Annotated in this window: 16 protein-coding genes; 9 read left to right on the top strand and 7 right to left on the bottom strand. The window is 62.9% G+C overall.

Translation table 11 applies throughout. The annotated features are described in order from the left end of the window. The first annotated feature begins 263 nt into the window (after nucleotides 1-263). The 4 genes from GJ695_RS04270 (at nucleotide 264) to GJ695_RS04255 (ending at nucleotide 7,803) form a co-directional block, all read left to right on the top strand. A complete protein-coding gene (locus tag GJ695_RS04270) occupies nucleotides 264-3,680 on the top strand; it encodes a TonB-dependent receptor (RefSeq protein WP_154362361.1) in 3,417 nt (1,138 codons plus the stop codon). Nucleotides 3,681-3,827: 147 nt separating this feature from the next. Next, nucleotides 3,828-5,522 carry a bifunctional metallophosphatase/5'-nucleotidase gene (locus tag GJ695_RS04265; RefSeq protein WP_154362360.1) on the top strand — a complete coding sequence of 565 codons (1,695 nt, stop codon included), beginning with the start codon at nucleotides 3,828-3,830 and terminating at the stop codon, nucleotides 5,520-5,522. After that, entirely contained in the window at nucleotides 5,522-6,745 is a 1,224-nt protein-coding gene (locus GJ695_RS04260; RefSeq protein ID WP_154362461.1) for a phospholipase D-like domain-containing protein, read from the top strand. The genes GJ695_RS04265 and GJ695_RS04260 overlap by 1 nt, the downstream gene beginning before the upstream one ends. After that, nucleotides 6,742-7,803, top strand: coding sequence for a S1/P1 nuclease (locus GJ695_RS04255; protein ID WP_154362359.1), 1,062 nt, complete (start codon nucleotides 6,742-6,744; stop codon nucleotides 7,801-7,803). Before GJ695_RS04260 ends, GJ695_RS04255 begins: the two co-directional genes overlap by 4 nt. 119 nt (nucleotides 7,804-7,922) lie before the next feature. Here the strand turns inward: GJ695_RS04255 and GJ695_RS04250 are convergent, their stop codons facing one another. Beyond that, nucleotides 7,923-8,834 carry a transporter substrate-binding domain-containing protein gene (locus GJ695_RS04250; protein WP_229260379.1) on the bottom strand — a complete coding sequence of 304 codons (912 nt, stop codon included), beginning with the start codon at nucleotides 8,832-8,834 and terminating at the stop codon, nucleotides 7,923-7,925. A 64-nt stretch (nucleotides 8,835-8,898) separates the two neighbouring features. On the opposite strand from GJ695_RS04250, the gene GJ695_RS04245 reads away from it, so the two are divergent. Next, a complete protein-coding gene (locus tag GJ695_RS04245) occupies nucleotides 8,899-9,264 on the top strand; it encodes a c-type cytochrome (protein ID WP_154362358.1) in 366 nt (121 codons plus the stop codon). Nucleotides 9,265-9,338: 74 nt separating this feature from the next. On the opposite strand, the gene GJ695_RS04240 is transcribed toward GJ695_RS04245, so the two are convergent. Continuing rightward, nucleotides 9,339-10,094 (bottom strand): DeoR/GlpR family DNA-binding transcription regulator, encoded by a 756-nt coding sequence (locus tag GJ695_RS04240; RefSeq protein ID WP_154362459.1) that lies wholly within the window; start codon nucleotides 10,092-10,094, stop codon nucleotides 9,339-9,341. A 79-nt stretch (nucleotides 10,095-10,173) separates the two neighbouring features. Between GJ695_RS04240 and GJ695_RS04235 the strand changes: the two genes are divergently transcribed. Continuing rightward, nucleotides 10,174-10,755 carry an NUDIX domain-containing protein gene (locus GJ695_RS04235; RefSeq protein ID WP_154362357.1) on the top strand — a complete coding sequence of 194 codons (582 nt, stop codon included), beginning with the start codon at nucleotides 10,174-10,176 and terminating at the stop codon, nucleotides 10,753-10,755. On the opposite strand, the gene GJ695_RS04230 is transcribed toward GJ695_RS04235, so the two are convergent. From GJ695_RS04230 to tal, 5 genes are all read right to left on the bottom strand, one after another. Beyond that, nucleotides 10,752-11,723, bottom strand: a complete 972-nt coding sequence (locus GJ695_RS04230; protein ID WP_154356488.1) for an ABC transporter permease — start codon at nucleotides 11,721-11,723, stop codon at nucleotides 10,752-10,754. The genes GJ695_RS04235 and GJ695_RS04230 overlap by 4 nt on opposite strands. Before the next feature lie 7 nt (nucleotides 11,724-11,730). After that, nucleotides 11,731-12,804: an ABC transporter permease gene (locus GJ695_RS04225; protein WP_154362356.1), complete on the bottom strand. Its 1,074-nt coding sequence runs from the start codon at nucleotides 12,802-12,804 to the stop codon at nucleotides 11,731-11,733. After that, complete coding sequence (locus GJ695_RS04220; protein ID WP_154362355.1) at nucleotides 12,801-14,330, bottom strand: ABC transporter ATP-binding protein; 1,530 nt, start codon at nucleotides 14,328-14,330, stop codon at nucleotides 12,801-12,803. The genes GJ695_RS04225 and GJ695_RS04220 overlap by 4 nt, the downstream gene beginning before the upstream one ends. A gap of 75 nt (nucleotides 14,331-14,405) precedes the next feature. Then, nucleotides 14,406-15,401 carry a BMP family lipoprotein gene (locus tag GJ695_RS04215; RefSeq protein WP_154362354.1) on the bottom strand — a complete coding sequence of 332 codons (996 nt, stop codon included), beginning with the start codon at nucleotides 15,399-15,401 and terminating at the stop codon, nucleotides 14,406-14,408. An 88-nt stretch (nucleotides 15,402-15,489) separates the two neighbouring features. Further along, nucleotides 15,490-16,569 carry a transaldolase gene (gene tal, locus GJ695_RS04210; RefSeq protein ID WP_154362353.1) on the bottom strand — a complete coding sequence of 360 codons (1,080 nt, stop codon included), beginning with the start codon at nucleotides 16,567-16,569 and terminating at the stop codon, nucleotides 15,490-15,492. A 352-nt stretch (nucleotides 16,570-16,921) separates the two neighbouring features. Here tal and GJ695_RS04205 point away from each other — a divergent pair, with 352 nt between their 5' ends. The 3 genes from GJ695_RS04205 (at nucleotide 16,922) to GJ695_RS04195 (ending at nucleotide 20,977) form a co-directional block, all read left to right on the top strand. Continuing rightward, the gene (locus GJ695_RS04205; RefSeq protein WP_154362352.1) at nucleotides 16,922-19,270 is read left to right on the top strand and encodes a TonB-dependent receptor; all 2,349 of its coding nucleotides are present in this window, start codon (nucleotides 16,922-16,924) and stop codon (nucleotides 19,268-19,270) included. A gap of 67 nt (nucleotides 19,271-19,337) precedes the next feature. After that, nucleotides 19,338-20,024 carry a DUF969 domain-containing protein gene (locus GJ695_RS04200; RefSeq protein WP_154362351.1) on the top strand — a complete coding sequence of 229 codons (687 nt, stop codon included), beginning with the start codon at nucleotides 19,338-19,340 and terminating at the stop codon, nucleotides 20,022-20,024. Then, nucleotides 20,021-20,977, top strand: a complete 957-nt coding sequence (locus GJ695_RS04195; RefSeq protein WP_154362350.1) for a DUF979 domain-containing protein — start codon at nucleotides 20,021-20,023, stop codon at nucleotides 20,975-20,977. Before GJ695_RS04200 ends, GJ695_RS04195 begins: the two co-directional genes overlap by 4 nt. Nucleotides 20,978-20,996: the final 19 nt, after the last annotated feature.

Genomic DNA, 20,996 nt, shown 5'->3' with positions numbered 1-20,996 from the left:
AGGGAAATGATCCAAAAAAGCAAGTTTATTGCTTACTCCACAGTCCAGAATTCGTAGTACAGCGGGCCGGTGACGCACCTTGTTTATGTCACAAGCTTGTCATAAATGCGTCATCGGCCTGACATATTTGGCCGTTACACTCACCCGCTGCCCACTGGCACGCCGGGGTTGGGACGGCAAGACCAGTTGCAGCAAACGTAAAGAGGAACACCTGCTATCCGTAAGGGTTCCATATAACTATTAGTCTTTTTTGGGGTTATACAATGATCAATCATAAACGGCTCAAGCTGACGCAGATGGCGTTCAGCCTGTCTCTCGCGCTAGCGACGGTACCGGCCTTGGCACAGAACACCACGTCGGCGATCGGCGGCCACATCGTTACCGGCGACGGCAAGCCAGCCGCCGGCGCAGTGGTTTCCATCGTGCACACCGAATCGGGTTCGGTGACCAATGTCGTGACCGACGCCGAGGGCCGTTATGTCCAGCGTGGTCTGCGTACCGGCGGTCCGTACACCATCACCATCACCAAGGATGGCGTCAGCGAAAAACGCGAAGGCGTGTACATCCAGCTGGCGGAAACGGCCAACGTGGACGCCACCCTGGGCGCGCAGATGCAGACCGTGACCGTCGCCGGCGCCGGCGGCCGTTCGGACAAGTTCTCGAAGACCGCGATGGGTGCTGGCACCAGCATCAGCGCCACCGAGCTGGCCGTTCAAGGTTCGATCAACCGTAACCTGCAAGACTACGCCCGTGCCGACCCACGCGTGTCGCAGACCGACAAAGAGCGCGGCGAAATGTCCGTCGCCGGCCAGAACTCGCGCTACAACTCGCTGACCATCGACGGCGTGTCGGTCAACGACACCTTCGGCCTGGAAGCTTCGGGTTCGCCAACCGCCAAGCAGCCGATCTCGATCGACGCGATCCAGTCGGTGCAGGTCAACGTCGCCAACTATGACGTGACCCAGAAGGGCTACACCGGCGGCAACATCAACGCCGTGACCAAGTCCGGCACCAACACCGTCAAGGGCAGCGTTTACTACGTCTTCCGTAACGACAGCATGGCCGGCGACCGCTACAACGCGTCGACCGACACCTACGCCGCACCAGCGCCGTTCAAGGAAACCACCAAGGGCGGCACCATCGGCATGCCGCTGATCAAGGACAAACTGTTCCTGTTCGCCGCCTGGGAAAAACTGGAATCGACCCGTACCGCGCCAGCCTTCGGCCCACTGGGCAGCTCGGTGACCAACGTTGGCGTGACGCCGTCGGCCATCGCCTCGGCACAAGCCATCGCCAAGAGCACCTACGGCGTCGACATCGGCACCTCGGCCGTCTCGGCCGGCACCGCGCTGGACGTGACCGACAAACTGGTCAAGTTCGACTGGAACATCAACGAGAACCACCGCGCCATGTTCCGCTACTCGAAAACCGACCAGAGCGAGCCGCAATTCTCGGGCCTGTCGGCAACCGGTATTTCGCTGAACTCCGAGTGGTACCAGCAGAACAAGACCATCGAGACCAAAGTCGGCCAGATCCTGTCGGACTGGACGCCTAACTTCTCGACCGAAATCAAGTTCTCGACCCGTGACTACGATTCGCTGCCAAAGCTGAATGCGACGCTGCCGCTGGTCGGCCTGCAATTCTCGGGCGCGCTGCCAGCCGGCACGCCATCGACCGTGTCGTCGGCCAACCGCTTCCTGAACTTCGGTACCGACAACAGCCGTCAACGTAACATCCTGGGCACCAAGACCACCGACGCCTACGTCGGCGCCAACTGGTCGCTGGGCGACCACGAAGTCAAATTCGGCGGCGACTACAGCAAGAACAAGATCTACAACGCGTTCCTGCAAAACGTCTGGGGTAACTACACCTTCGGCTGTATCAACAACATCAACTACCAGTTCCTGGGCAGCAGCACCTTCAACTGCGCCACCGCGACCAACGCGCAGGTGGAAGCAGCCGTGCTGGAGAACTTCCGCCGCGGCCGTCCAACCAGCTACAGCGTGCAGGTGCCAAACGCCGGCCTGACGCTGGATGACGCCGTATCGCAGTTCAGCATGAAGAACTACGGTGCCTTCGTGCAGGATACCTGGACCATCAACTCGCGCCTGACCATCAGCGCCGGTCTGCGTATGGACAGCACCGCCGTGAGCGAGCGTCCGCTGAAGAACAACACCGTGGCCCTGGCCGCAGTGCAAGGCAACCCAGCCACCGGCGCCCGCGCCACCGGCGGTTTCGGCCTGGACAACACCAACACCTTCGACGGTCAGGACCTGGTCCAGCCGCGCGTCGGCTTCAACTACACCTTCGATACCCCGCGTCAGCTGCAAGTCCGCGGCGGCGCCGGCCTGTTCCAGGGTTCGGCTCTGAGCGTGTGGCTGTCGAATCCGTTCTCGAACACCGGTGTACAAACCAAGACCGTCGGTTGCGGCATCTCGGGCTACGCAGCTTGCCCAACCACCGATGGCCTGTTCAGCGCGGACATCAACAAGCAGGTCACCAGCTTCACCGGCTCGGTCCCGGCCGCTAACGTCGACATCCTGGCCCCTGGCCTGCGTCAACCATCGGTCTGGAAATCGAACCTGGCGCTGGATGCGGAACTGCCATGGTACAACCTGGTGCTGGGTCTGGAATACCTGAACACCAAGGCCAAAGACGCGATCTACTACCAGAACGCCAACTTGGGCGTGGCCACCAAAACCGGTACCGACGGTCGTCCGCTGTACTACAACGCGCAGGGTTTCAACCCGGCGTGCTGGTCGGCCACCGGTGGTTCGATCACCAACGGCGCTTGCGCAGGCTTCACCGCCAAGGCGCTGAGCAACTCGGCCTTCAACAACGTGCTGGTCGCCACCAAGACCGACAAGGGCGGCAGCAACGTCGCTACCGTGTCGCTGTCGCGTCCGATGATCAACGGCTGGAGCTGGTCGCTGGCGTACACCTACACCGACGCGAAAGAAGTTTCGCCGCTGACCTCGTCGACCTCGTCGTCGAACTACGCCAGCCGTTCGATCTTCAATCCTAACGAAGAAGTCAACGCCAACTCGAACTACCTGGTGAAAGACCGTATCAGCGCGCTGGTGAACTTCCGCAAGCGTCTGTTCGGCGCCTACAACACCACCTTCGGCGTGTTCTACGAAGGTCGTGCAGGCAAGCCTTACAGCTGGACCGTCAACAACGACTTGAACGGTGACGGCCTGGCCGGTAATGACCTGATGTTCATCCCTTCGGCTCCAGGTTCGGGTCAAGTGGTGTTCTACGGCGATACCGCCACCAGCCACGCCAACGAAGACAAGTTCTGGAGCATCGTCAACGCCAACCCGGCGCTGCGTAAATCGGCCGGTGGTGTGATCAGCCGTAACAACGACTTCGCTCCATGGACCAACAGCTTCGACCTGCGTATCGCTCAGGAAGTCCCAGGCTTCTTCAACGGTAACAAGGGCACCCTGTCGTTCGACATCTTCAACGTCGGCAATCTGCTGAACAAGAAGTGGGGCCGTATCAATGAAGTGGGCTTCCAGACCAACGGCGGCCTGGCACGTAGCTTCGTCGATTACCAAGGTCTGGATTCGAGCGGTCGTTACATCTACCGCGTGCGTGACGTGGAAACCGTCGACATCCGCCAGGTTAAAGGCGAATCGCAATGGGCGATCCAGGCGACCGTCAAGTACGAGTTCTAAGCTTGAGCAGAACCGTCTGACCTTCGCATGACAGAGAGCGGCTGGTGGCAACACCGGCCGTTTTTTTATTTGTAACGTAGTTTGCGCGACTATTTTGACGATGGGGTTGCGCTGTACAATATTTGATTCCGACTGAACTAGCACGCAATGAAAAAATATCTGAGCCCCGTGGCCGGCACCCTGCTGGCTGCTTTGCTGGCAGGCTGCGCGGCGTGGCAAACGCAGCCCGGCGCCACCGACATTCATCTGGTGGCGCTGAACGATTTCCATGGCAATCTCGAAGCCAGCAAGTACGTGTGGGACAGCGCGTCCGGCGGCGGCGAGCGCACCATCCAGGCCGGCGGCATCGACACGCTGGGCGCGGCGCTGCAGGCGTGGCGCAAGCAGGATCCGGAACTGCTGCTGGTCGGCGCCGGTGACCTGGTCGGCGCCAGTCCCGCCATCTCGTCGATGTGGGCGGACGAACCGACCATCGGCGCCATGAACCTGCTCGGCCTGCGCGCGACCTCGGTCGGCAATCACGAATTCGACCAGGGCCGCATCGAGCTGCTGCGCCAGCAGGGCGGCGGCTGCACCTCGCCGCGCGCCGACAAGGCCTGCAAGTTCGACGGCCCGTACAAGGGCGCGCAATTCCAGTACCTGGCCGCCAACGTGATCGACATGCGCACCCGCAAGCCGGTGCTGCCGGCCTATAAGATCGAAACCGCGCATGGCGTGAAGATCGCCTTCATCGGCACCGTGCTGCGCGAGACCGCCGAATCGGCGCTGGCTTCCGGCATCGCCGGCCTGGAGTTCGTCGACGAGGCCGACGCCATCAACCGCCAGCTGCCGGAACTGCGCAAGCAGGGCGTGGGCGTGTTCGTGGTGCTGATCCACCAGGGCGGCCGCACCACCGACAAATTCGACCAGCAGGATTGCGGCAATCTGAAAGGGCCGATCGTGGACGTGGTCAAGCGCCTGGACCCTTCGATCCGCCTGGTGATCAGCGGCCACTCGCACCAGGGCTATCTGTGCAAGGTCGATGGCCGGCTGGTGACGCAGTCCGACATGGGCGGCCACGTGCTGGGCCGCATCAAGCTGACGGTCGACACCCATACCAACACCGTGCGCGACGTCAGCGCCACGCAGGAAGTCATGGTGCCGGGTGAATGGCCGGCCGACCCGGCGTTGAGCGCCTATCTGGTTAAGGCGCGCGCGCAAAGCGCGGCGGCGCTGGCGCGTCCGGTGGCGACGATCGCCGTGCCGAGCGTGAAGCGGGAAAAAGAACACACCAGCGAATCGGCGCTGGGCGACCTGATCGCCGACTCGATGCTGGCCGCCGGCCGGCCGTTCGGCGCGCAGATCGCGCTGCAAAATCCGGGCGGCATCCGCCAGGATCTGGAAAGCGCCGCCGGCAACCGCGTCACGCTGGGCCAGGCGATGGCGGTTCTGCCGTTCGGGAACACGCTGGTGGCGATGAACCTGCGCGGATCGCAGATCGTCGAGCTGCTGGAAGAACAGTGGCTGGAAGACCGCGACAGCAAGCGCGGCCTGCTGCAACTGTCGGACGGCTTCAGTTACGAGTGGGATGCGTCCAAGCCGGAAGGCGGCAAGATCGTGCCGGGCAGCGTGAAGCTGAACGGTGTGCGCCTGGAGATGGACACCGCGTACCGCGTGGTGACCAACAACTTCCTGGCCGAAGGCGGCGACGGTTTCCCGACCTTCAAGAAAGGCGCCAACCGCGCGCCGACCAGCATCCGCGACATCGATGCGCTGACCCAGTACCTGGCCAGGCGCGAACAGGATGGCAAACCGGCCGGCGCCGCCGCGCCGCTCAAGCGTTACGTACAAAAGGAACAATGATGCGTCGAATTTTACTTTCCGCCCTGATCTCGGCCGCCGTCTTTGCGGCGCCGGCGCGCGCGGAGTTTTCCATTCCCGGCTTTGAACTGGTGCAGACCGCGCCGGTGGAAACGCCGCTGCACAGCGACGACCTGCGCAACCCTGCGCAGGTGTGGAGCGAGCTGTTTGACAACGCCCAAAGCGAAATCGTCATCGGCCAGTTCTATGCGGTGATCAAGCCGGGCAGCGTGTTCGAAAAAGTGGTGGAGCATCTGGAGGCCGCCGGCAAGCGCGGCGTGAAGATCCGCTTCCTGCTGGATCAGAAGGGCGTGGGCCTGTCGGAGAAGCCGACCATCGAGCGCCTGAAGGCGATTCCCAACCTGGAATTCCGCGTCCTCGATTTCAACAAGCTGACCGGCAACGGCATCATCCACGCCAAGTACCTGGTGGTGGATGCGAAGACGGCTTACATCGGCAGCCAGAACTTCGACTGGCGCTCGTTTGAACACATCCACGAAACCGGCTTGCGCATCACCGATCCGAAGATCGTCGTCCAGGTGCAGGCCATCTTCAACCAGGACTGGAAGGCGCAGGAACTGACCTCGCAAGGCCAGATCGCACCGGTGCTGAACGTGAAGACGGCGATGGCCGATATCCATCAGGGCACCTTCCTGCTGGCCAGTCCCAACCAGTACAACCCGGCCGGCGTTGGCGATTCCGAGACCGGCCTGCCGGCGCTGCTGGCGGAGGCGAAAAGCGAAGTGCGCATCCAGCTGCTGGACTACGCGCCGCTGAGCTACGGCCCGAAAGGCACGCGTCCTTACTACGCCGTGATCGACAACGCGGTGCGCGCCGCCGCCGGCCGTGGCGTCAAGATCAAGCTGATGGTCTCCAACTGGAACCTGGAAAATCCGGCGCAGGCGTATCTGAAAAGCCTGGCGGTGCTGCCGAACGTGGAGATCCGCGTGGTGACGTTGCCGGTGGCGTCGACCGGCTTCATTCCGTTCGCGCGCGTCATCCACAGCAAGACCATGGTGATCGATAACCAGGTCGCGTGGGTCGGCACCAGCAACTGGAGCGGCGGCTATATGGACCTGTCGCGCAATCTGGAGGTGGTGATGCGCAATGAGAAAATGGCGCAGCGCCTGGCGTCCCTGCACGAACAGACCTGGTCTTCGTCGTATGCGCAAGTCCTCGACTTCAACAAACAATATCCCAAGCCAGCGAAAGGCAGTCCTGAATGAAAAAGCTCGCATGCATCGTGGCGCTGAGCAGCGCCTTCGTCTCCATCAACGCCCACGCGTGGGGCAATGACGGCCACCGCGCGGTCGGCGCGATTGCCGATCGGCTGATCAAGGGCAGCAACGCCGAGAAGCAGGTGCAAGCCTTGCTGCTGCCGGGCGAGAGCCTGGCCAAGGTCGCCTCGTGGGCGGACTGCGTGAAGGGCACCTACTGCGGCCCGCAAACGGAGGAGATGGTGGCTTACACCACCGCCAATCCGAAGCACAGCGAGTACCACTACACGGACGTGCCGTTCCAGCTGTCGCATTACGAAGATCACGGCGTCGGCACCACCGACCACGATATCGTGCAGACGCTGAAGCAGTGCATCGCGGTGCTGCAGGGGAAGGGCAACGCCACCACCAATCCGCACAACTTCACGCCGCGCCAGGCGCTGCTGATGCTGACCCACCTGACCGGCGACATCGCGCAGCCGCTGCACGTGGGCGAGGGCTATGTCGGCAAGAGCGGCGGCTTCGTGGTGCCGACCCAGAAGCAGCTGGACGACAAGGAAGCTTTTGCCACGCAGGGCGGCAATAACCTGCAACTGGACGACATCAAGCTGACGGCGAAAAGCTCGGAGTTGATTCCTGCCGCGCCGGCGGAGGACAAGCCTGCACCGGCGACGCCTGCGCGTCCGCCGCAGACCACGCGCGCATTCCACTCGTACTGGGACAGCACGGTGGTCAACTACGCGTTCCGCCGCATCGGCGCACGCACGCCCGAGCAGTTTGCGGACATGGTCATTGCCGGCAATCCGGTGGTGTCGCCGAACAGCGGCGATCCTGCGGGCTGGCCGTATGAGTGGGCCGATCAGACGCTGGTGGTGGCCAAGCTGGCGTATGCGGATGTGGTGCCGGGACCGATGGCGCAGCAGACCGCCAAGAACGGCGACGTCTACAACGTGTGGCCGCTGGCGATTCCGGACAACTACCCGGTGCCATCGTCGGCTGCCGCCAAAGGCCAGCTGATTCAGGGCGGCTACCATCTGGCCGCGGTGCTGAAAGCCATCTGGCCTTAACCCCGGTGGTGGGGTCTGACCCCGTACGGGGTCAGACCCCTGTCACGCTGTGCGGGTCGTGGCGTGCGTCCCGTCGGTGCGCCGAAATTGGCGTTGCCTCTGTCGCATGCATTACCCCGCTACTTCCCGGTGTTGGGGTTAAACCAGAGCTCACTGCGCGCCAGCGGCGTCTCCGGCGTCAGGTGCGGATTGTTCAGGTGCAGAATACGACGCTTCTGCAATCCGCCTGACTTGATGCTCTCCCCCTTGTATTGCTGGAACAGGGCGTTGAGCGATCCATCCTTGATCATCATCTCCATGCCATCGGTGATGCGCTGCGCCAGCAGCTTGCCTTCGGCATCGCGCCGCGTGAAGAAGTACAGCGGCAGCGGATACTGCAGCAGCAATGTCGGCTCGATCGCCATGTTCGGATAGGTGGGGTGGCGCTCCGCGTATTCGCGTTGTGCTTCGTCGATGCCGCGCGAGAACCAGTCGAAGCGGCCGGCGGCCAGCATGGCGAACAGGCCGCGATAACTGGTGCCTTCCACGACATTGAAACCGGCGTCGCGCAGCAGCGGCACATCCACCCAGTCCTTGCCTTGTCCCACGCTCAGCTTGCGCAGATTGTCCAGCGTGTGCACGGCCGCAAAGCGCGGCAGATCGGCATAGCGCACCAGGAAAATGCGATAGCCCAGCAGGCCCTTGTCGATGGGCAGGCGTACCGGTATGTATTGCCGTTCCAGTTCCGGTGACGTCGCGCGCGCCAGAACGTTGATGCGACCTTGTGGCGCCAGCAGCTCCTGCGCCACGCGCTGCGGCGACATCGACTGCGTCGACTGCCTCATCTCAAACGGCCCGTAACGCGGTACGGTCTTTTGCAGCGCCACGCGCAGCACCGCCCAATCGTATTCGTAGCGGCTGTCCGCATCGTCAAGGCTGGTCAACGGATACACCACCTCCGTCGCCGCACCGCACGCGCCGGCCGCCAGCCATAAAGCCGCCAGCCACAAGCGCCGCGCATTGTATTTTCTGTGACGTGGAAGCTGGTTCATTCCTGCAGTGTGCCATCGTGAGGCATTACCGGCAAGAGCCGCCGCCGCGGTGCATAATAATGGCATGAGCCGATTTATTTTTATTGCATTGTTATTCGCGCTGCCCCTTGCCAGCGCCGCGCCGGTGGGCAATCCGAAGAATGGCGCGCTGCTGTTCCAGCGGTGTGCGTCCTGCCATGCGGTGGGGCCGTTCGCGAGCGGCGGCTATGGGCCGCAGCTGAATGGCATCGTGGGCCGGCGCGCGGCGTCGACCAGGGATTACAAGTACTCCGAAGCGATGAAGAAGTCCGGATTGGTGTGGGATGAGAAAACGCTGACCGCCTATCTGCGCGCGCCGCACGATGTGGTGCCGGGGACCAGCATGCGCTTTTGGGGCATCAAGGATGAACAGCAGATCGCTGATCTGCTCTCTTATCTGAAGACGTTGTAGACGATGAAGAATCTGATCGCCTTGCCGACCGCTCCGCGTATCACGTTGAGCGGCATCACGCGCTCGTTCCATTTCTAAGCCTTGACGACGTCGATGCCCATGGTGCGATAGCGCGCCAGCAGCGCTTCCGGCGCATCGCGTGTAACGACGATGGCGCTGACCTGCGACAGCGGCGCGATCTGGTAGGGCGAGGCGGTGTCCAGCTTTTCCGGCGACGCCAGCACCACGGTGCGTTGCGCCATGTTGCTGATGGCGCGCTTGACGCCCGCCTCGTCGAAATCGCCGGTGCTGATGCCGCTGTCCGGATGCAGGCTGCACACGCCCATGAAATAGATGTCGGTGCGGATCTGCGCAATCGCCTCCAGCGCCGACGGTCCCATCGTCACGATGGAGTGCTTGAACAGCCGGCCGCCGATCAGGATCACCTCCATCAGCGGATGTCCCGCCAGCTCCACCGCCACCGATGGACTATGCGTCACCACCGTGCATTGCAGATCCTGCGGCAGCGCGCGGGCCAGCTGCACGGCGGTGGTGCCGCCATCGATAAACACCACCTGGCCCGGCGCGATCATGGCCGCCGCGGCGCGCGCGATGGCCGGCTTGGCGTCGCCGGAAATCTGCTGGCGCTCGGCGAAGTTGCCCAGCGCCGGCGATGCGGGCAGCGCGCCGCCATGCACCCGTTGCAGCAGACCTTCGCTGGCCAGGTCGCGCAGGTCGCGGCGGATGGTGTCTTCCGACAGGCCCAGCTCCTCGCTCAACGATTTGGCGACGATCTGCCCATCCTGGCGCAGGCGGGCGAGCAGCAGTTCTTTGCGGTGGCGTGTCAGCATATGCATGAATTTTCTTGATATTGCACGATATTGCATGATATTGCATGATATCGTAAAAATACGCAACCAGGAGATCGCCATGCCCGAAGACCGTATCCGCATTCATCAGGTAGAAACCCTGTCCGACGACTGGTTCCTCCTGAAAAAGACCACCTTCGACTACCGCCGCCGCGACGGCAGCTGGCAGCGCCAGACGCGCGAGACCTACGATCGCGGCAACGGCGCCACCATCCTGCTGTACAACCGCGCGCAGCGCACGGTGCTGCTGGTGCGCCAGTTCCGCTTTCCCACCTACGGCAATGGCCATGACGGCTTCCTGATCGAGACGGCGGCCGGCCTGCTGGACCAGGCCAGCCCGGAGGCGCGCATCAAGGTGGAGGTGGAGGAGGAAACCGGCTACCGCGTCGGCGAGGTGCGCAAGGTGTTCGAGGCCTTCATGAGTCCCGGTTCGGTGACCGAGCGGCTGTACTTCTTCGTCGGGGAATACGACGCGGCGTCGCGCACCGGGGATGGCGGCGGCATTGCGGAGGAGGGGGAGGATATCGAGGTGCTGGAACTGCCGATGGCGGAAGCCATGGCGATGGTTGCCGACGGCAGGATCGCCGACGGCAAAACCATCATGCTGCTGCAATACGCAGCCTTACATTTGCTGGCGGCTTAGCGCGATTTCACGAACGGTGAACCCAGCGCTTTCGGCGCCACCGACTTGGCCATCAGGCCGGCCAGCACGATCACGGTCAGCACGTAAGGCACCATCTGGATCATGGCGCCCGGCAGGCGGCCGATGACCGGCAGCTCCACGCCTTCGATCTGGATCTGCACCGCGCCGAAGAAGCCGAACATCAGGCAACCCAGGAAGGTGTACAGCGGACGCCAGTTACCGAACACCATGGCGGTCAGCGCCAGGTAGCCGGCGCCGGCCGACATGTCGCGCAGGAAGAAGCCGCTCTGCACGATCGACAGGTAGGCGCCCGAGAACGAGCACAGGAAACCGGCGATCAGCATCGCCATGTAGCGCTGGCGTTCGACGCTGACGCCGGCCGCATCGGCCGCATGCGGATTCTCGCCGCAGGCGCGCAGGCGCAGGCCGAAGCGGCTGTGATAGACGATCCAGTGCACCAGCGGCACCAGCGCAAACGCCAGGTACACCAGCACCGAATGGCCGCCGATCAGATGCGCATAGACCCAGCCGATGAAGGGAATATGCTCCACCGCCGCGGAACCGGGCAGCACCACGTCGAACAGACGCGCCGAGCCCAGGTCCGGCGTGCGGCCGCCCTGCTGGAAGAAGTACTGCGCAACCACGAAGGTCAAGCCGCTCATGGCGATGTTGATGGCGATGCCGGCCACCAGCTGGTTGCCCTTCTGGGTGATGGCGATGTAAGCCTGCAGGCTGGCCAGCAGCATCGACACCACGATGCCGGCCATCACGCCGTACCATGGATTCTGCGTGGTGAAGGCGACGGCGGCCGAGACGAAGGCCGACGCCAGGATCTTGCCTTCCAGGCCGATGTCGATCACGCCCGAACGTTCGGCGAACAGGCCGGCCATGCCGGCGAAAATCAGCACCGGCGCGTTGCGCACGGTCGAAACCAGGATGCTGCCGATATGGAGGTCGTCAAAAGTCATAGTGTCCTCACTTCTTCAGTTTGAGCATTTTGGCGATGGCCGGCGCGTACAGGTTTTCCATCGCGCCGCAGAACAGGATGATCAGGCCCTGGACCAGGATCACCATCTCGGGCGGGATGTTCTGCTTTTCCAGCGACAGGTCGAAACCGCCCTGGGTCAGCGCGCCGAACAGCACCGCCGACAGGAAGATGCCCACCGGATGCTGGCGGCCCATCAGCGCGATCGCGATGCCGATGAAGCCCGCGCCGCCGACAAAGTTCAGCGACAGGTAGTGGGTCGAGCCCATGATGGAGTTGACCGAGCCGAGGCCGGCCAAGGCGCCCGAGATCAGCATGACGATGATGATCATCTTGCTGATGCGGATGCCGGCGTAGTGCGCGGCGTGCTTGTTCAGGCCCGTGGCGCGCAGCTTGAAGCCCCACGACGAACGCGACACCACCACGCCGTAAATCACCAGCGCGATGATCGCCAGGAAGAAGCTGATGTTGAGCGGCGTCTCGCCGAGGATAGGGAACCACTGGTTCAGGCGCGGCATCTCGGCGGCGGCGGCAAACGCGCGGCTGGCCGGATTCTGCTCGCCCGGCGGCACCAGCTTGACGATCACGGTGTTCATCAAGGCGCCGGCGATGTAGTTGAACATGATGGTGGTGACCACCACGTGGCTGCCGCGCTTCGCCTGCAGGTAGCCGGGCACGAAGGCCCACAGCGCGCCGAACAGGGCCGCGCCGAGCATGCCGACCGGGATCAGCAGGATGGCCGGCAGCGAGCTGTCGAAGGTCAGCATGGCCAAGGTCAGGCCCAGGCCGGCGAAGTACATCTGGCCTTCGGCGCCGATGTTGAACAGGCCCGCTTCCATGGCGATCGATACCGCCAGGCCGGTGAAGATGAAGGTCGAGGCGTAGAACAGCGTGTAGCTCAGGCCTTCCGGATTGACCACGGCGCTGTTGACCAGGATCGCCAGCGATTCGGTCGGGCTTTCGCCCAGCAGGTGAATCACCAGCGCGGTCACCAGCAGCGCCGACAGCAGGTTCAGGAGGGGCAGGACAAACGCGGTTGCCCAGCGTGGCAGGTCTTTATTCATGATTTGTGCATCCCGCCCATCAGCAAGCCGATACGGGTTGTGTCGAATTCTTCAATTTTCAGTTCGCCGGTGATGCGGCCGCCGCACATGACCAGGATACGGTCCGCCAGCGCGCGCACTTCTTCCAGCTCCACGGAGACCAGCAGGATCGCCACGCCTTCGTCGCGCAGCTTGAGCAGCTGCGCGTGGATGCTTTCGATGGTGCCGATGTCGACGCCGCGCGTCGGCTGGCCGACCAGCATCAGCTTCGGCTGCGCCAGCACTTCGCGCGCGATCACCACCTTCTGCTGGTTGCCGCCGGAGAGCAGGCCGATACGCAGCTCGTGGTTGTTCGGACGCACGTCGAAGCTCTTCATCAGCGCGTCGCAACGGGCCGCGATGGCCTTGAAGTTCAGCAGGCCCCACTTGTTTTTCAGCTTGTCCTGGTAGCCGAGGATGGTGTTGTGCATGACCGAGAAGGCCTTCACCACGCCGTCGCGCAGGCGGTCTTCCGGCACGTGGGCGATGCCCAGTTCGCGGAAGGTGCGGGGCAGGCCGTCCGGATCGGTGCGGCCGTTGAACGGCAGGTTCTTGCCGAGGAATTCCAGCTTGCCGGAGGTCGGCAGGCGCATGCCCGACAGGATCTCCATCAACTCGCTCTGGCCATTGCCGGACACGCCGGCCACGGCGACGATCTCGCCGGCGCGCAGCGTGAAGCCGATATCGGCCAGCAGCTTGACGCCCTGGTCGTCCAGCAGTTGCAGGCCGTCGACGTGCAGCACCGGCGCGCCAGGATTGTACGGCGCGCGCGGCAGGTTGTTCTCGATCGGACGGCCCACCATCATGTTGGCCAGGTCTTCCTTGGTGGTGCCGGCGGTCGGCACGGCGCCGATCACGCGGCCGCCGCGCATCACGGTGACGGTGTCGGTGATGTCGAGGATCTCCTGCAGCTTGTGGGTGATCAGGATGATGGTCTTGCCCTGTTCCTTGAACAGGCGCAGGATCTCGAACAGCGACTCGGTCTCCTGCGCGGTCAGCACGGCGGTCGGCTCGTCCAGGATCAGGATGTTGGCGCTGCGGTAGATCTGCTTGAGGATCTCGACGCGCTGCTGCGCCCCCACCGACAGGTCGTGGATGGTGGCCAGCGGATCGACGTCCAGGCGGTAGCGCGTGCAGATCTCGCGCAGCTCCGCTTCCACGCTGGCGCGCTTGGCCTTGAGGCGGATGCCGCCTTCGCTGCCCAGCATCACGTTGTCGAGCACGGTCATGTTCTCGACCAGCATGAAGTGCTGGTGCACCATGCCGATGCCGAGGGCAATCGCCTCCTGGCTGTTATGGATGCGACGCGCCTGGCCATCGAGCAGGATCTCCCCGCCGTCGGCGCGGTAGTATCCGTACAGGATGCTCATCAGGGTCGATTTGCCGGCGCCGTTCTCGCCCACCAGGCCATGGATGGAACCCTTGGCGATGGCGAAGCTGACGTCCGTGTTCGCTTTGACGGCTCCGAAATGCTTGGAGATGCCGCGAAATTCTACTGCTGGCTGCATAGGATCGTTTTTTATTTAAGTAAAACGCGCCGCGCGGGGCATTCCCCGGCGGCGCGCTCAATGTTCAAACAGATTTTAAACCGGGCAGGCCGCGCCCGAACGGATGTCGATGACCTTGACCTTGCCATCGATGATGTCCTTGCGCGCACCCAGCACGCGCTTCTCGATTTCCGGCGTGATCAGCTTGCGGTTGTTCTCGTCCAGCGCCCAATCGACGCCGCCTTCCTTGATGCCCTTGGCGGTGACGCCGGCCTTCCAGGTGCCGTTCTTCATCTGCATGAAGGAGTCGTACACGGCGTTGTCGACGCGCTTGACCATCGAGGTCAGAATCGAGCCAGGGTACAGGCTGTTCTGGTTGGAATCGACGCCGATCGCCAGCTTGCCTTTTTCCTTGGCGGTTTGCAGCGTGCCCAGACCCGAACCGCCGGCCACGGCAAATACCACGTCGACGCCGCGGTCGAATTGCGAGCGGGCCAGTTCGCCGCCCTTGGCCGGGTTGTTCCACGAGTCCGAGCTGGTGCCGACCATGTTCGAGGTCACGTCCACTTTCGGGTTCACGGCCTTGGCGCCCTGCGTGTAGCCGCAGGCGAAGGTGCGGATCAGCGGGATGTCCACGCCGCCGATGAAGCCCAGCTTCTTGGATTTCGAGGCCATGGCCGCCGCCACGCCGACCAGGTAGGAACCTTCTTCTTCCTTGAACGTGATGGAGTTGACGTTGGCGCCCGGCGCCACACCGTCGATCAGCACGAAATGCACTTTCGGGAATTCCTTGGCGACCTTCTGCACGGCTGCCTGCTGGGCGAAGCCGATCGAAGCGATCAGGTCCAGGTTTTTGCGGGCGAGGCCGCGCAGCACCTGTTCAGCCTGGGTGTCGCTGGAGGCTTGCACCTCGATGAAATTGATGTTGGTTTCTTTTTTGAAGCGGGTGGCGCCTTCAAAAGCGGACTGGTTGAACGACTTGTCGAACTTGCCGCCTGCGTCATACACGATGCCCAGCTTAGGGTCAGCCGCGGACGCGCTGGCAGCGACAAAGAGTGCTGCAACCGTCAAACTAAGTTGTGAAAGTTTCATGTATAGGCTCCTGGAAGAACGGTATTGTATATTTTTATTGGCCGAAACATGTAAACCACGGCCGTAAAATCCTTCTAAATCCCTGATTTCACTCGGTAAGCGCTAGCAACTTGCTAAAAGCTTGCTCGAATTGCAGCAGGCCGGCGGCCAGCAATTGCTGGCCGATTGTTTCCAAATCGATACCTTGATGGGCCAGCTGCGCCAGCACGGCGCGTTCGGCCTGCACCTCGGTTCCCAGCGCCGCCGCGGCGACGCCGTGGTCGCGGAAAGCGGCCAGCGTGGCGTCCGGCACCGTGTTGATGGTGTCGGCGCCGATCAGTCCCTCGACATAGCGCACATCGCGTTCGGCGGTGGTCTTGGTCGCGGTGCTGGCCCACAGCAGCCACTGCGGCGTGGCGCCGAAGGCGGCAAACACGGCGAAACCGCTGTCCTGCTTCCAATCGGCGTAGGCGATGCGGGCCGCCGCCATGGCGGCCTGGCCGCGCAGCGGATCGGCGGCCGGCAGCAGGGCGTCGACCGCGACGTCGATGCGGCTGATGAAAACACTTGCAACGCTGGCAATGCGCTGGACCGATAACTTGTCTTGCAAGCGGCGTGCCAGGCCACGGCGGTGGGCGGCGCGCACGGCCTGGATCTGGCTGGCGCTGAAAATCAGCGTCATGTTGACGTTGATGCCGGCGTAAATCACTTCCTCCAGCGCGGCGATGCCGGCCGGCGTGGCCGGAATCTTGATCATGGCGTTGGGACGGGCGATCAGCGCCCACAGCCGTTTGGCGTCGGCCACGGTGGCGGCGGCGTCGTGCGCCAGGCGCGGCGACACTTCGAAGCTGACAAAGCCGGCCTTGCCGTCGGCGTCGCGGTACAGCGGCGCGAACAGGTCGCAGGCGCGCTGCACGTCGGGAATCACCAACGCTTCGAAGCGGGCTTCCGGCGAGGCGTGCGCGGTGCGCAGCAGCGGCAGGGCGGCCTGGTAGGCCGGGTCGTGCTGGATCGCCTGGTAGAAGATGGCGGGATTGGAGGTCAGGCCCTGTACGCCGTCGCGGGCGATCAGGTCGGCCAGCTGGCCGGACACCAGCAGTTCGCGGCTCAGGTTGTCGAGCCAGAGTTGTTGTCCCAGTTGGGCCACCGCGCGGAGGCGGCTGGCACCATGTTCAAGCGTGTTGTTCATCTATCGTCCAAGAATGTATGTCGCACTGCAACAACAGCGGCCGCCGAATTAAATTTTTTTATATCGTTGCTTTTTTGTCCGTTTGGAAAAAACAGTGCGCGCCTGCGATCCGCTGCCGCCGCCTCTCTTTCATAGAGAAAGCGGCCATCTGCCCGTGTTTGAGGGTAGCTCTCTACTATGCACCACCCAGAATAAGTAGGACAAATTCGTTTTTACTTAGCTATTTATTCAAAATAGATATGAATCAAATGCCACAAAAGTTCAGTTTCTTGTATTTTTTTCCGTGCTAGCATGATTATTAATCTGTATATCGATATAACTAAAAACCATCTAATCAAAGGGAGCAGGACTTATGAGCAAGCAAGGTTTCGCAGTGCGATCGCTGATCGCCCTGGCCGTCGCCAGCGCTTTTCCGCTGCAATCGGCCATGGCCACCGAAGTTGAGGCCGTAGCCGCCCAGCCGGCAGCCGCTGAGGAACAGGCCGGCCAGGCCGTCGCCGCAACGCCGGTCATCAAGGGCGATCAGCTGGAAACGGTGATCGTGACAGCGCAGCGCCGCGCCGAAAACATCAAGGACGTGCCGATGTCGATCGCCTCGATCAAGGGCGACAAGCTGGACGTGCTGACCTCCGGCGCCGCCGACATCCGTTTCCTGTCCAGCCGCTCGCCGTCGGTCAGCGTGGAATCGGACTACGGCCGCACCTTCCCGCGCTTCTACATTCGCGGCCTGGGCAATACCGACTTCGACCTGAACGCGTCGCAGCCGGTCGGCCTGGTGGTCGACGATGTGGTGCAGGAAAACGCCATGCTGAAAGGCTTCCCGGTGTTCGACGTCGACCAGGTCGAAGTGCTGCGTGGCCCGCAGGGCACGCTGTTCGGCCGTAACTCGCCGGCCGGCGTGATCAAGTTCGATTCGGCCAAGCCGGTGTTCAAGACCGAAGGCTACCTGACCCTGGGCGTGGGCAATTACTCGGCCAAGACCGCCGAAGGCATGTTCAACATCCCGGTCAGCGACACGGTGGCGCTGCGCTTCTCCGGCACCAGCCAGCACCGCGACGACCGCGTGCACAACACCAATCCGACCGCCAACAAGGGCACCCAGGACTTCGAAGGCTACGGCGACAACGCCTTCCGCCTGCAAGCCCTGGTGCAGCCGACCAAGGACTTCAGCGCGCTGTTCAACTACCATGAGCGCGACTACCACGGCACCGCCACCCTGTTCCGCGCCAACATCATCAAGAAGGGCACGAACGACCTGGTCGACGGCTTCGACTACGATTCCTATCCTAGCGACGGCATCAACTACCAGAAGCTGACGACCAAGGGCGGCAGCATCCGTCTGAAGTACAACATGGACGACATCACACTGCACTCGATCACCGGCTACGAAACGCTAAAGTTCAACAGCCGCGCCGACGTCGATGGCGGTTACGGCGCCGTCTACGCGCCGCCGTATGGTCCTGGCTACATCCCGTTCGCGGTGGAAACCGCCGACCTGCTGCCGAACCACAAGCAGTTCACGCAGGAGTTCCGCGCCGAGTCCAACTACAAAGGTCCGCTGCAATGGATCGGCGGCCTGTTCTTCTTCGACGAGAACATCCAGATCGACTCGATCGCCTTCGACACCTTCTCGCCTGGCAATCCGCAGGTGGCGCCGTACTCGGTGCAGTACCAGAAGGCCAAGTCGTGGGCGGCGTTCGGCACGCTGAACTACACCGTCAACGACCAGTTCAAGGTCCGCGGCGGCCTGCGCTACACCAACGACAAGAAGGACTTCTCGGCGTCGCGCATCGACTACCCGGCCGGTTCGACCTCGCTGACCACCGCCACCACCGACCTGCATGACACCTCGCACAACCTGAGCTGGGATCTGAGCGGCACCTACGAGCTGACCAAGGACACCAACCTGTTTGCCCGCGTGGCGACCGGCTACCGTGCACCGTCGATGCAGGGCCGTCTGAGCGCGCTGACCGACAAGCCATCCAAGGCCGGCGCCGAGCGGGCGCTGTCGTATGAGGCCGGTATCAAGCAGGATCTGTTCGACAAACGCGCACGTCTGAGCGCCTCGGTGTTCCAGTACCGCGTCAAGGACAAGCAGCTGACCGCCGGCAGCGGCTCGGTCAACATGAATCAGTTGATCAATGCCGAGAAAGTCACCGGCCAGGGCGTCGAGCTGGATCTGCAGGCCAACCTGGGCTATGGCTTCAGCAGCACCCTGGGCTACAGCTACAACGATACCGAGATCAAGGATCCGAGCCTGTTCGTGCAGTACTGCGGCAACTACGGCAACAATCCGACCCACCTGAGCGGTTGCACGCCAACCAATGCGGCTGGTCCGTTTGCCGGCACGTCCCTGATCAACGGCAATCCGCTGCCGCGCGCGCCGAAGAACCAGCTGAACTTCACGCTGAAGTACAGCACCGAAATCGGCAACGGCGAGTTCTATGCGTACACCGACTGGACCTACCGCAGCAGCTACAACTTCTTCCTGTACGAAGCGCCGGAGTACAAGGCCAAGCCGCTGACCGAAGGTGGTCTGCGCGCCGGCTACAAATGGGGCGACGGCAAGTATGAAGTGGCAGCCTTCGGCCGCAACATCACCGACAAGCGCGTGATCCTCGGCGCGATCGACTTCGACAACCTGACCGGCATGCTGAACGAGCCGCGTACCTACGGCGCGACCTTCAAGGTCAACTTCTAAGGGTAACAAGCTAAAATCCCCGCGTGTGCGATCAGCCACGCGGGGATTTTTCTTTGGGGAGCCTGATTTGAACACTGTTGTCAACCTGTGGCCGCTGCTGGGCGTGGCCGTCATCATCGCCGGCTTCGCGCTGCGCGCCCATCCGGTGCTGGTGGTGATCGCCGCCTGCTTCGTCACCGGCGTCGCCGCCGCCATGCCGGTCGAGCAGCTGCTTGCCACGCTGGGCGCTGCCTTCATCAAGACCCGCAACCTGCCCCTGATCGTGCTGCTGCCGCTGGCCGCCATCGGCCTGCTGGAACGGCATGGCTTGAAGGAGCATGCGCAGGCGTCGATCGCGCGCATCAAGTCCGCCACCACCGGACGGCTGCTGATTGTTTACCTGGCCATCCGCGAACTGACCGCCGCCTTCGGCCTGACCAGCATCGGCGGCCACCCGAACATGGTGCGGCCGCTGGTCGCGCCGATGGCGGAAGGCGCGGCCGAGGTGCGCTATCCGAATGTGACGATGGAGATGCGCTACCGCATCCGCGCGATGGCGGCCGCCACCGACAACGTCGGCCTGTTCTTCGGCGAGGATATCTTCGTCGCCTTCGGCGCCATCGTGCTGATGCAAACCATTCTGCGAGGCGAAGGGCTGGAGGTCGATCCGCTGCACATGGCGCTGTGGGGCATCCCGACCGCCATCTGCGCCTTCGTCATTCACTCATGGCGGCTGTACCGTCTCGACCGGCACCTGGCGCGGAGCGCCGCATGATTCTGGCGCTGGACTACTTCTTCTACGTGCTGGGCGCGATGCTGCTGATGGTGGCGTGGATGGCGCTGCGCGACCGCCACAATCCCAAACGCTACAGCAGCGCCACGTTCTGGGCGCTGTACGCGCTGATCTACCTGGCCGGCGAACAGCTGCCGCCGGTGGCCGCCGGCCTGGTGATGGTGGCGATGGCGCTGATCGCCGGCTTCGGCGGCGTCACGCTCGGACGTTACGGCGAGCGCACGGCGCAAGAGCGCCGGGGCAGCGCGCAGCGGCTCGGCCACAAGCTGCTGACCCCCGCGCTGCTGATCCCCATCACCACCGTGATCGGCTCCACGCTGTTCAAGGACGTCAGGTTCGACGGCCTGTTCCTGCTCGATCCGAAAAACCTGACACTGGTCAGCCTCGGTTGCGGCTCGCTGTTTGCGGTCGTTACCGCCTGCTGGCTGACGCGCTCCACGCCGCTGCAGGCGATGCGCGAGTCGCGCCGCCTGATCGACCATCTCGGCTGGGCGGTGGTGCTGCCGCACATGCTGGCGGTACTGGGACTGCTGTTCACCGAAGCCGGCATGGGCAAGGCGGTGGCGCATGTGGTCACCTCGTACATCAATATGGACGTGCGGCTGGTGGCAGTGGCGGTGTACTGCATCGGCATGGCGCTGTTCACCGTCATCATGGGCAACGGCTTCGCCGCCTTCCCGGTGATGGCCGGCGGCGTCGGCATTCCGGTGCTGGTCGGCGTCTACCACGCCAACCCGGCGGTGATGGCGGCCCTCGGCATGTTCAGCGCTTACTGCGGCACCTTGATGACGCCGATGGCGGCCAATTTCAATATTGTTCCTGCTGCATTGTTGGAACTGCCGGACAAGAATGCGGTGGTCAAAATGCAGGTGCCGACAGCGTTGCCATTATTGTTAGCAAATATTGCGCTGCTTTATTTTTTGATGAATCTGTGAGACTCTTCCGCGTTAACGC

Source organism: Duganella alba, assembly GCF_009674495.1.
Lineage (GTDB): Bacteria > Pseudomonadota > Gammaproteobacteria > Burkholderiales > Burkholderiaceae_D > Rugamonas > Rugamonas alba.
This window is presented reverse-complemented; position numbering and strand designations above follow the sequence as displayed.

Excerpts from the sequence above, each read along its gene's own strand:
- GJ695_RS04270 (WP_154362361.1), top strand. The coding sequence starts at position 264 with ATGATCAATCATAAACGGCTCAAGCTGACGCAGATGGCGTTCAGCCTG.
- GJ695_RS04265 (WP_154362360.1), top strand. The coding sequence starts at position 3,828 with ATGAAAAAATATCTGAGCCCCGTGGCCGGCACCCTGCTGGCTGCTTTG.
- GJ695_RS04260 (WP_154362461.1), top strand. The coding sequence starts at position 5,522 with ATGCGTCGAATTTTACTTTCCGCCCTGATCTCGGCCGCCGTCTTTGCG.
- GJ695_RS04255 (WP_154362359.1), top strand. The coding sequence starts at position 6,742 with ATGAAAAAGCTCGCATGCATCGTGGCGCTGAGCAGCGCCTTCGTCTCC.
- GJ695_RS04250 (WP_229260379.1), bottom strand. The coding sequence starts at position 8,834 with ATGAACCAGCTTCCACGTCACAGAAAATACAATGCGCGGCGCTTGTGG.
- GJ695_RS04245 (WP_154362358.1), top strand. The coding sequence starts at position 8,899 with ATGAGCCGATTTATTTTTATTGCATTGTTATTCGCGCTGCCCCTTGCC.
- GJ695_RS04240 (WP_154362459.1), bottom strand. The coding sequence starts at position 10,094 with ATGCTGACACGCCACCGCAAAGAACTGCTGCTCGCCCGCCTGCGCCAG.
- GJ695_RS04235 (WP_154362357.1), top strand. The coding sequence starts at position 10,174 with ATGCCCGAAGACCGTATCCGCATTCATCAGGTAGAAACCCTGTCCGAC.
- GJ695_RS04230 (WP_154356488.1), bottom strand. The coding sequence starts at position 11,723 with ATGACTTTTGACGACCTCCATATCGGCAGCATCCTGGTTTCGACCGTG.
- GJ695_RS04225 (WP_154362356.1), bottom strand. The coding sequence starts at position 12,804 with ATGAATAAAGACCTGCCACGCTGGGCAACCGCGTTTGTCCTGCCCCTC.
- GJ695_RS04220 (WP_154362355.1), bottom strand. The coding sequence starts at position 14,330 with ATGCAGCCAGCAGTAGAATTTCGCGGCATCTCCAAGCATTTCGGAGCC.
- GJ695_RS04215 (WP_154362354.1), bottom strand. The coding sequence starts at position 15,401 with ATGAAACTTTCACAACTTAGTTTGACGGTTGCAGCACTCTTTGTCGCT.
- tal (WP_154362353.1), bottom strand. The coding sequence starts at position 16,569 with ATGAACAACACGCTTGAACATGGTGCCAGCCGCCTCCGCGCGGTGGCC.
- GJ695_RS04205 (WP_154362352.1), top strand. The coding sequence starts at position 16,922 with ATGAGCAAGCAAGGTTTCGCAGTGCGATCGCTGATCGCCCTGGCCGTC.
- GJ695_RS04195 (WP_154362350.1), top strand. The coding sequence starts at position 20,021 with ATGATTCTGGCGCTGGACTACTTCTTCTACGTGCTGGGCGCGATGCTG.